Annotated in this window: 8 protein-coding genes and 1 pseudogene; 2 read left to right on the forward strand and 7 right to left on the reverse strand. The window is 49.0% G+C overall.

Features of this window, described 5'->3' with window-relative positions; genetic code table 11:
* Positions 1–112: 112 nt before the first annotated feature.
* A pseudogene (locus JGK14_RS32300) lies at positions 113–544 on the forward strand (DegT/DnrJ/EryC1/StrS family aminotransferase); the annotation flags it as partial.
* A 218-nt stretch (positions 545–762) separates the two neighbouring features.
* On the opposite strand, the gene JGK14_RS32305 reads toward JGK14_RS32300, so the two are convergent.
* The 6 genes from JGK14_RS32305 to rimP all read right to left on the reverse strand — a co-directional run bounded on the left by JGK14_RS32305 (position 763) and on the right by rimP (position 8,543).
* Positions 763–987 carry a hypothetical protein gene (locus JGK14_RS32305; RefSeq protein WP_293184744.1) on the reverse strand — a complete coding sequence of 75 codons (225 nt, stop codon included), beginning with the start codon at positions 985–987 and terminating at the stop codon, positions 763–765.
* A 241-nt stretch (positions 988–1,228) separates the two neighbouring features.
* Positions 1,229–1,966 carry a low-complexity tail membrane protein gene (locus JGK14_RS32310; RefSeq protein ID WP_293193669.1) on the reverse strand — a complete coding sequence of 246 codons (738 nt, stop codon included), beginning with the start codon at positions 1,964–1,966 and terminating at the stop codon, positions 1,229–1,231.
* A gap of 553 nt (positions 1,967–2,519) precedes the next feature.
* Positions 2,520–5,675 carry a translation initiation factor IF-2 gene (gene infB / locus JGK14_RS32315; RefSeq protein ID WP_293184749.1) on the reverse strand — a complete coding sequence of 1,052 codons (3,156 nt, stop codon included), beginning with the start codon at positions 5,673–5,675 and terminating at the stop codon, positions 2,520–2,522.
* Between the two features lie 383 nt (positions 5,676–6,058).
* A complete protein-coding gene (locus tag JGK14_RS32320) occupies positions 6,059–6,373 on the reverse strand; it encodes a YlxR family protein (RefSeq protein ID WP_293148638.1) in 315 nt (104 codons plus the stop codon).
* Positions 6,374–6,476: 103 nt separating this feature from the next.
* On the reverse strand, positions 6,477–7,766 hold the full coding sequence (gene nusA, locus JGK14_RS32325) for a transcription termination factor NusA (protein ID WP_293184751.1): 1,290 nt from the start codon (positions 7,764–7,766) through the stop codon (positions 6,477–6,479).
* Between the two features lie 312 nt (positions 7,767–8,078).
* Entirely contained in the window at positions 8,079–8,543 is a 465-nt protein-coding gene (rimP, locus tag JGK14_RS32330; RefSeq protein ID WP_325315935.1) for a ribosome maturation factor RimP, read from the reverse strand.
* A 249-nt stretch (positions 8,544–8,792) separates the two neighbouring features.
* On the opposite strand from rimP, the gene JGK14_RS32335 reads away from it, so the two are divergent.
* Complete coding sequence (locus JGK14_RS32335; RefSeq protein WP_325315936.1) at positions 8,793–8,930, forward strand: hypothetical protein; 138 nt, start codon at positions 8,793–8,795, stop codon at positions 8,928–8,930.
* Between the two features lie 11 nt (positions 8,931–8,941).
* Here the strand turns inward: JGK14_RS32335 and rppB are convergent, their stop codons facing one another.
* Complete coding sequence (rppB, locus tag JGK14_RS32340; RefSeq protein ID WP_325315937.1) at positions 8,942–10,273, reverse strand: two-component system sensor histidine kinase RppB; 1,332 nt, start codon at positions 10,271–10,273, stop codon at positions 8,942–8,944.
* Between the last annotated feature and the right edge of the window lie 91 nt (positions 10,274–10,364).

Here is a 10,364-nt window from a genome sequence, read left to right on the forward strand (position 1 = left end):
CCAGGGGCAAATAGTCTCGTGCGATCGCCCGAGTTGCGGACAAAGCTACCCAAATAGTCAAGGATGGGTAGCTTTGTCCATAAATTAAGTTACAGTTTCTAACCCGGCTGAAGTCGAAGCTAAAATAACTTCGAGAATTAAAGCAATTTTACCGGTTCACTTCGCCGGTTGTCCCTGCGATATGGATGCGCTGTGTGAGATTGCTAGCCGTCACAATTTGAAGTTGATTGAAGACTGCGCTCACGCGATCGAAACAGAGTACAAGGGAAAGAAAGCAGGCACATTTGGTGACTTCGGATGCTTCAGCTTTTATGTCACCAAAAACATCACCACGGGTGAAGGAGGCATGATTCTCGCCCGCCGTCAAGAAGACGCTAACAGGCTGAAAATTTTAGCGCTGCACGGTATGAGCAAAGATGCTTGGAATCGCTTCGGCGACTCGGGTTACAAGCACTATCAAGTGGTGGAAATCGGTTTTAAATACAATATGATGGATCTGCAAGCTGCGATCGGCATTCATCAACTCAAACAAGTCGCCCCCTAATTGCAGCGCCGGAAGCAAATTTGGCAGCGTTACAACGAAGCATTTGCCGATTTCCCTTTACTCTGGTTCGCTTGAGATAAATCTTATGTAGGAGAAATACTCTCCCCTGCAATTTGAACTCCGAAGTTGAGAGTTAACTCCCATAGCATATTGGAGGGGATAGGGCGGAATTTGACGTTGAATTTCACAAACTATGACAATCTCTGGTTTTGCTACGCTCAGTAAGCCAAAGTTTCTAAAGTTTCCCGCAGATAGGATCGAACCTGCTGATCGATGGTGAAATTTTGCTGTTGACTCTCAAAATTGAGTTCTAGCTGCCAGCGTTGAAACCCTGAACTTGCCCCGATCGCGGATTTGAGGCTGCCCCAGATTTCAGAATCTTCGCACAGCTCGATCGGCTCTGCGGCTTGAGGTTCTTGTGCGATCGGTAGATAATTCGCCATATTGTTATACCTCTGTTTGAATTCCCTGTAAGGATTGAAAGCTTACCTTGACTCTCTCTATTATAGATTCTTTTCTCCAAATAGCCAATATAAAATAGCCACAACCTGCGATTAAATATTAAATATTAAGAGTATTAATAATCTTTATCTGAGCCGGAGCATTACCTATTTTTTTTACTGCATACATCTGTCGCAAATAAAGTAGCTTAAACTACAATTATGTCGATATTAATTTTTTATTTCACTTTTCGATCGACTGTTGGGTTAGGGATGTAGGGCCGTTGGTGTCCGCAGGTTCTGAGTTGACTGTACTGCTGGATGACGCATTCTTGATGCCTTCTGCTGGTGGCATTGACTCTGCGGGTGCAGCCGGAGTGACAGTTGTCTCGCCCGCAAAAGCTGGCAAAAGTCGATCGACTTGCCAAGGTGCGATCGTAAAATCCTGCCTAATGTTTTCTAATACATGAGGCTTTGTCGCTGCAAATTCTGATTCCGGCGTCAGCAAAACAGCCATCACACTAGCAGACACCTGCAAAAACAAATTGCTAGCTAAAAAAGCAGCAACTGCCAACAACAACCCAGCCCACCGCCAGGAAGGAGGAAAGGGAGCCACCCCAGCAGCAAGGGGAGCAAATCGATATAGCTGCCACAAAATTACTGCCAGCAAAACAGCGATAAAAAGAGCAATTCCTTGATTTAATTTAGTTTTAAACCGAGTCAGCATCTGCTGCTGCACAGAAGTTAAATTCTGCGGTTTCACGGCCACGACTAAAATACTAAAAATGTAAAAAGGGCGGAACCATTGCATCCACAGCACAGGAACAATACCTGCTACAGCCACTAAAAACACTTCTAACCAGACAGAGAGCGTGGGAGAACCCACTGCGAGTCCCAGCAAGCACAGTCCCAGGAAAAGCGGCAATGCAGCCACCCCAGAAAGGTGAATCCACAAGAAAGGATCTGACCAAAAAGAACGCACTTTAATTAATTATTAGTTATGAATGATAGCCTTTCTAAAATAGATGAGGTATGTCTGGTAATTGGTAATTAGTAATTGGTAATTGGTAATTGGCACGGCACCAGCTTTTGAACCGCAAGCTTTTCGGTGATTACCGATTACTGATTACCGAAAACCCCAAGCGTACCTCATTTTTCGATCGAACTGCTATATGAGTTTTGACTTTTGAATTTTGAGATTCTTGGACGCACTCTTGACTCTAAAACCCGGTGCGAGGAGTAAATATTTAGCGATCAAACCGAGGACTTACGAGCAGAAATCGGGTTTCTTTCGGTAATTCTTATTTGAGCGAGCAAATTTTGAATTTTCAGCAAGGGTAAAGACGATTAGGAATTTCATTCTGCCAACTGCCAACGGCCAACTGCCAACTGCCAACTGCCAACTGTCAACTGTCAACTGTCAACTGTCCGATGAGTTTGGGAGTATTGAGTGAAGAGAATAGTTGGGAGCGATCGGCAATGCAAGTTGCCTTCACTCAAAAATTCTCTTCCAACTCAACACTCACAACTCAAAACTATTGAGATAGCGTGCGGCGCTTAGTAACCATCCGGTAGGCTTCAATAATATCGCCTTCCGCCCAGTCGCTAAACCCGCTCAAGGAAATACCGCATTCATAGCCAGTATTGACTTCCTTGGCATCTTCCTTCATCCGTTTGAGGGAGTCAAGGACACCTTCGTAAACGACATTGTTGCCCCGGCGCACCCGCACCTTACAGTTGCGGATGACCTTGCCTTCGAGTACGTAGCATCCAGCCACAGCCCCCCGACCGATCGCGAAGACAGCGCGCACTTCCACCTTACCCAGAGGTTCTTCCACCAGTTCGGGTTCCAGCAGTCCTTCCATCGCCCCTTGAATATCATCCAAGAGTTTGTAGATGATGCTGTATTCCCGCACGTCTACGCCCGCTTGGTCGGCTGCTTGGCGAGCGCCGGTGGCGAGAGTAGTATTGAACCCGATAATCACAGCATTACTAGCGGAGGCCAGGTCAATATCCGTTTCTGTGATTTCCCCAGGAGCAGATAGCAGCAATCGGAGTTGAACTTCTTTTTGAGGAAGTTGGGTCAGAGAACCGACAATGGCTTCCAGGGAGCCTTGGACATCTGCCTTCAAGATCAAGTTGAGTTCCTTAAGAACGCCTTCCTTAGCTTGTTGAGAGAAGCCACTGAGGCTGATCCGACCACCTTGAAGTAGACGCGAATCTCTTTGGGATGTAGCTCTTCCGCTGGCGATCGCCGCTGCTTCTTTTTCGTTAGCGAAGACATCAAACTCATCTCCAGCTTGCGGTACTTCCCGCAGCCCCAGCACTTCCACAGCGAAGGATGGACTTGCTTGGTCTACGCGATCGCCGCGATCGTCGATCATCGCCCGCACCTTGCCCAGAGCAGAGCCTGCGACCACAATATCGCCCACTCGCAGCGTGCCATTTTGCACCAGCAGAGTTGCCACTGGCCCCCTTGCCTTGTCGAGGTGAGCTTCAATTACAGTACCCTTAGCCGCTCGGTTCGGGTTAGCGTTGAGGTCTTCCATTTCCGCGACTGTCAGAATCATTTCCAACAGCGTATCGAGGTTTTCCCCTCGGATAGCGCTGACTGGAACCATCGTCACATCGCCGCCCCAGTCATCTGCGACCAAGCCGTACTCAGTAAGCTCTTGCTTCACCCGTTCCGGCTGAGCGCCCTCCTTGTCAACTTTATTGATAGCCACGACAATTGGCACTTTCGCCGCTTTCGCGTGGCTGATAGCTTCAATTGTCTGGGGTCGCACGCCGTCGTCCGCCGCCACCACCAAGATGGCAATGTCTGTCACCCGCGTACCGCGAGCCCGCATAGCTGTAAAGGCTTCGTGACCGGGCGTATCCAAAAATACCACCTGCTGGCTCTTGCCTTCGTGTACCACATCCACGTGGTAAGCACCGATGTGCTGGGTAATACCCCCAGCTTCTCCCTGAGCGACCTTGGTTTTGCGGATCGAGTCTAGCAAAGTAGTTTTGCCGTGATCCACGTGGCCCATAATCGTTACCACTGGCGGACGGCGCTGGAGGTATTCCAAATCTGCCTCATCGATCATCTCGATGATTTTGGTAGCTGGCTCTTCTATTTCTGGGGTTTCTACCTCTACGCCCATTTCTTCGGCTACCATTCTCACCGCTGGAATGTCCAGGGTTTCGGTAATGTTGACCGCAATACCTTTAGAGAACAGCCTCTTAATAATTTCGGTTTCGGGAACAGCCAAGGTAACTGCTAGTTCTTGAACGGTCATCGGTCTGCTCAGCAGCAGCTTTTCTGGACGTTCTACCTTAGCTTCGGCTGTTTTGCCCCGGTTGCCGCGTCCCCCGGAAGAACCAGAAGAGCTTTTATCGTGAGAAGGGCCCGGTCTCTTATTTTTGCCGCTGCTACCGGGTGCGCCCGGAGTTGGTGTTGACTTGGGTGCTGCTTGTGTCTTCGCCTTAGCTGGGCGGGCTAGAGACAGGCTGACGGTGACTGGTGCTGGCATATCCAAGCCATTTTCTAAGTCATCGTCATCCTCGTCTATGGGTTTGAGGCGACGATTTTTGGCCTTGGCTGCTTTGGCAGCTTTGGCAGCATCTGAGTTTTCGTCATCATCTTCTTCCCAAATGACCTGTGTCTTTTTGGCTGGCTTTGGCAGAGTCGGCTTGGGAAGGAGAAGAGTATCCAGCAACAACGACGTATCGTCTCCGTCATCGTCTGCGTCTTCTCCGGTGGCAGAAATGTCACCGCCCCGGCTACGCAACCCAGCGGCTGACGTTGCGGGGGCAAGGCTCCGGCGCGGGCCGCCCTGCTGCGGTCGATCGGCAAGTGCTGTTTTCACTGGCCCACCAGCACCTGGGCGAGGTCTTTGAGCGTCGCTACCGGATGGTGCAGGTCTGCTGGGGCGGCTCGGTTTCGCCGGCGCTTCCAGAGTTTCTCCCTGTTCTGATTGGTCTTGATCGGTTCTGGCCAGTTTCAGTACCGGCTTGTTTCCCAGAGTTTGTGGGTTGCGGCCAGCCTGCTCGGACGCCGCTCTGACTGGTGGCGACGTGAGTTTTGCCCCTGCTGGCGGCGCTGGAGGGGCGACCGGCGGGCGGGGGGTGCGTTCTGGAGCCTTTTCTGACGGCGGTTGAGGTGTCGCAGGTGCTTGAGCCTGGGAGCTTGTTTCCGGGGCGATCGCACCTACAGTTTCCGAGCTTGTTTCTGAAGCTGCCGCCGCTCCAGCGACATTTGGCTTCGAGAGTACAGGTCGATTGATATTTGGTTTAGCTGGAGGCTGGAGTTGTTGAGAGGCTGGCGATTTGGGAGGAGTGGCCACGGTGGCCCCTGGCTGGTTTTTTTGCTCCTCGTTGCCTGCGGGCTGGGACGAAGCACCAGCCGGCCGTACTTTTGGACTGCGTATTTCTAAAATTTGCTGCTTTTTTTGTTGGTCGTTAGGATGAGGGCCAGATTCTCTAGATGGCGCTGCTGCTCTTTCGGGGGGAGCTGGCTTGCCGGGGGTAGAGTGGCTGGCTACGTATTTTTCCGCCGTTTTGCGAATGCGCTCTGCTTCAGATTCTGTAATTGTGCTGCTGTGGCTCTTTACTGAAATATTGAGCCGCTCGCAAACTGCCAAGATGTCTTTATTATCCAAATTTAGTTCCCGTGATAATTCGTAAATTCTTACTTTGCCGTTGTTCATCCACTCTGCCCTCTTTTGTGCCAACCAGTTTTTACATTTTGATTTTTTGTTCTAATGACGACATCATTCGCTGTGATTGATTCAGTGTCAAGAATCGGGGTTTTGGTACTCGCTCAGCAATTTTATCTAAAAGATGCAATTCGCTGAAGTCTGCGGTTGGAGAATTCTCAAGTTTTTTTTGGGAAAGCGAGAACTGTCAAGTCTGAATTTTGGCAACTGCCACAAATCAATCTTTAAAGTTTGTCTTTCCACCTTGAGGATACCTCTGCTAGTACCCTACCCTTATCTAATCTGACACAAATCTTTCCAGACTGGTGGGCAGATCGGATCGGGGTTTTAGAGCTGGCGCTACCGGTAATTACTGGTAGGGCTGCCAAGAGGGTTTATACAGTCGAGGCCGAACTATTGTCGGTTTGGTGCCCGATCGATTCCGAGTCAGATGTACAGTCAGATGTGGCTAAACGCTGCCAAAGTGTTTGGTACAGTTCGTCAGACACAGGCGCTTTGAGCGATCGCCCAAGTCGATTTTTTTTCTGAGCTGCTTTGAGGCATTGGCTCGCCGGACAAAGGTAAGCGGAACGACCGAGGCCGCGATCTAATTGTACCTGATGAGAAGGATAGAGCCTGACTACTCGCCAAAAAGCTTCCTTAGGAGCTATTTTTCGACAACTTGTGCAACACCGGTAGTTCGGTTTCATTTCTAGTGATTCCGGGAGAGTTGAGAGAGTGGGAGAGGGGGGAATAGGGGAATTGTCCTCCTTGTCTCCCGTGCCAGAAACATAAAAGTGAATGTCACAGTGTTTAGACTGTGGCTGCGGTTTCGTCCGTGGCTGGCTCCTCTTGCTCAAATTCTGCCGTTTCCTCGTCGCCGTCGTAGCCGGATCCTTCCTCTTCGTCGTAGTCGTCGCCTGCTAGTTCTTCGAGCCTGCTTGCTTCTGCTGCCAGTTTGCTGTCTTCGGCGTCGCGATCGTACTTAGCAATATCTTTGATATCGATTTTCCAACCGGTCAGGCGGGCTGCGAGGCGGACGTTCTGACCTTCTTTACCAATGGCAAGACTCAGTTGGTCTTCCGCGACCAAAATGTGAGCGCGCCTCCCTTCTGGGGCAACCAAACGCACTTCATCTACTCTAGCTGGACTCAGAGCGTTAGCAATATAGGTTGCAGGATCTGGAGACCAGCGGATCACGTCTATTTTTTCGCCGCGCAATTCGTTGACTACTACCTGAATTCGCGATCCCCGCGCTCCGATGCAGGCTCCTACGGGGTCTACATCGCGATCGAGAGTATCTACTGCTATTTTAGTCCGAGGGCCGACGTGCCGGGAGGGCGGATTTGCCTCCCTAGCTACGGCGACAATCCTCACCACCCCATCTTCTATTTCTGGTACTTCGTTAGCAAACAGGTAAACCACCAAACCGGCGTCTGCTCTAGAAACAAGTAACTGCGGCCCTCTAGTAGAACCTTCGCCTACTTTTTTGAGATAAACCTTGAATGTAGCGTTCGCACGGTAATTGTCGTTAGGCAACTGTTCGCGTTTGGGGAGTTCGGCATCTACTTCCGGCTGACCGAAGCTGCTGGTAACTGCCAAAATTACCGACTGCCTCTCAAACCTGAGCACTCTTGCTTGAAGAACAGTTTCTTCTAAATCTTTAAACTCTTCTTGAATCATTTTGCGCTGTTGGTCGCGCAGTTTTTGAGCCAGGACTTGTTTGGTCTGGATGGCTGCCATGCGACCAAATTCTTTTTGATCGGGTGTTACATCTACGAGTACGATGCTCCCAGGCTGAGCTTCTGTGGCTACTTCTTGTACTTCAGAAAGTGCTATTTCGTGATCGGGATTGACGACTTCTTCGACAATAGTTTTGTTAGCTAAAACGCGAAAACCTTCTTGTTCTGCGTCTAATTCTACATCAAAATTGTCGAAGTATTCTTCGCTGAAGTGGTCGAGTTTTTGGGTGCGGCGGTAGCGTTCGTATCCTTTAAGCAGGGCTTCTCGCAATGCTGCTTGGACGGCGTGTTTGGGTAAATTTCGCTCTTTGCTAATACCTTCGATCATTTCTTTGAGTCCGCGCAGGGGAACCATTGACATATAAAACACTCCTTTTTTTGATGTGACAATACGTAACTTGCGATCGGAAATAGATGATTGGTAATTGACAGTCGGTAATTGTTGAAAAAAGTGATAACTGATGATTGATGAGTTACAAAGATAGCATTAGGGTATCTGGGTGCTGCAACAATTTATTGGTTGTTCTACTTCAACCCTGCGGCTAAAGATGTGATTCTTAAAAATTAACTCGCAGCGAAGCATTTTTAGCTTCCTGCGAGGCAATCTCAAAACTCAAATCGGGCAGACACGGGGGTACGGCCCCTACAACTCAAAATTCAAAATTCCCCTTTTTTACTCCTTACCTTCGTCTAGTTCAACTTTGGCAATTTGAGGGCGGGGAATTTTCACCTGTCGCCCTTTTTGATTGAGATAAACCGTTGTTTCATCCCGGCCGATCAGTAGTCCTTTCCACTCTTTGATTCGCGAGTCTGGTTCGGTGGCTTTGACTGTTACGGGGAAACCTTTAAAGGTAATGAATTCTCGATCGCTCAGTAGCGATCGAGATATACCAGGGCTGGAAATTTCTAGCACGTAGGCGAAGGGTATGATGTCGGCTGTTTCTAACTCTGCTTCGAGGGCTTTACTCATCCGTTCACAGTCGGCTAAACCGGTGTCTTGCTGGAGGTTGCGGATGTCTACCCGCAAGATGGGTGGATTTTGGTTGGTGTGAAACAGTGTTCCCACTACTTCCAGTCCCAGTGTTTCCGCAACGGGGGTAGCTAAGTCAATGATTTGTGGGATTAGGGGATGAGTCATATCGAATACTTAAGTTAAAACTCCTAAACTCGGACACGGGTCTGGATCAGTCCTAAACTTGCAATATCTGATGCCCTGAGTTTTTTTCCTGCGACGAATGCAACAAAAAAAGTGGGCTTGACCCACTTCTAGGTAAAACAATTTTTTCCAAGAAGCTAGAGAATTTCCTCCGATATCACATTTTGCACCATTGTCAAAAAGTTTTTCAGGGGTGAGCTCTCCGGCCCACTCCACAAGCAAATTTACTTTTTGTGGAACAGGCCGGAGTGCCTGTTGGCAACAGAGGTGCAAGCTTTGAGTTCGATCGCAGTTAATCTCAAATCTCAGTTTAGCTCGATCGCCCGCCCGTTGACACTCGATGGGGCTAAAGTGGCTAAGATTCTGTAGAGACTTCGTTTCTATTTAAGCGGTAGACGGATTGTAAATATACTGCCTTTGCCCAACTCGCTCTGGACTTGAATGCTGCCTTGATGAGCTAGTACGATCGCACTCACAATCGATAGCCCTAATCCAGCCCCTCCTGTGGCTCTAGAACGATCGCTCTGGACTCGATAGAAACGATCGAAAATTCGCGTTTGTTCGGCTGGAGCGATACCAACACCCGTATCTTGAACTTGAATCACGGCTTCCTTGTCGGTGCAATCGAGGATGGCAAGGATTAGTCCTCCTGGGGGAGTGTAGTGAATGGCGTTTGTAATTAAGTTCGTTACCATACGGTAAAGTTGGACTTCATCCCCAAGAATCATAGTGGCTTGTGAGGCATGAATTTCTAACTTCAAATGTAGCTCAGCCATCATTGCCAAACCTGCAAGTTCCTCTACCAAATCGCCGATCAGATCGTTGAGAGAGCAAGGCTGCAATTGAGTCGAAATCTGTTGTTGCTCAATGCGACAAATGAACAGTAAATCTTTGACTAACCTGGAGAGGCGGATGTTTTGTCGTTCGATAATATCCAGGTTTTGATTAACCTCTGGTAAGTCTTCAGCAAGACGAGTATCCTCAACCGTACTCTGGATCACAGCGAGAGGCGTTCGCAATTCATGAGCAGCATCGGAGGTGAATTGTTGCATCTGGCGATAGGACTGATAAATTGGTTGCATGGCTACTCCCGCTAACCACCAACTCGCTCCTCCCACTAACAGCATCGCAAAAGGTAAGCCCAAAAAGAGGAACAGTCGCAAGGTGTTAAGATAGGCATCCCATTCTTTGAGCGATCGCCCAATTTGCAGATAACCCCAAGGCAAGCCGCCGTTTGTTCGCAGTAGTAGAGAAATTTGATAGAATCGATCGCCCTTAGAACAATTCAGAACTTGCCAGAACTCCCTTGGCGCAAGACTTTTTAATAGATCCGGCTGCTCTCCACTCGTCGCTAAAATACGCCCAGATTGGTCTAAAAACCGGAGATAATAGCCCTCTTGCTGAAACACCCTAGCAGTATGTCGCGCCCCGTCATTGTCTGAACTGTTACAGTTTTCATTCCACAGGCAAAGACCGGGCAAGATAGTTTTCAAGCTAGATGAAATCTGTCCCGGTTGTTGTAATTCAGGTTCGATCGTGTCATGCAGCGTTCCGGCTAAGTCCTGTAGTTTTTGCTGGAGGATGTATCGCTGCGCGTGAAATACAACCTGATATACTCCAACACCGCATATACCCAACAACATAGCAGTGACGATCGCATACCAGCCTGCGAGTTGCCAGCGCGTGCGGTTAAATAGCTTGTTGGAGTGCATATTGTATCATTTTCGGTTGCATCAGAATTAATATTACCCAAAATGAGGAGACTGCACGTGCCGTGTCCCTACAATTAATCTGGCGTAGGGA

The sequence above is a fragment of the Microcoleus sp. PH2017_28_MFU_U_A genome (genome assembly GCF_020738035.1).
Taxonomy (GTDB): Bacteria; Cyanobacteriota; Cyanobacteriia; order Cyanobacteriales; family Microcoleaceae; genus Microcoleus.

Coding starts and splice junctions, on each gene's coding strand:
- JGK14_RS32320 (WP_293148638.1), bottom strand. CDS start 6,373: ATGAAACCGAACTACCGGTGTTGCACAAGTTGTCGAAAAATAGCTCCT.
- JGK14_RS32305 (WP_293184744.1), bottom strand. CDS start 987: ATGGCGAATTATCTACCGATCGCACAAGAACCTCAAGCCGCAGAGCCG.
- rimP (WP_325315935.1), bottom strand. CDS start 8,543: ATGACTCATCCCCTAATCCCACAAATCATTGACTTAGCTACCCCCGTT.
- rppB (WP_325315937.1), bottom strand. CDS start 10,273: ATGCACTCCAACAAGCTATTTAACCGCACGCGCTGGCAACTCGCAGGC.
- nusA (WP_293184751.1), bottom strand. CDS start 7,766: ATGTCAATGGTTCCCCTGCGCGGACTCAAAGAAATGATCGAAGGTATT.
- infB (WP_293184749.1), bottom strand. CDS start 5,675: ATGAACAACGGCAAAGTAAGAATTTACGAATTATCACGGGAACTAAAT.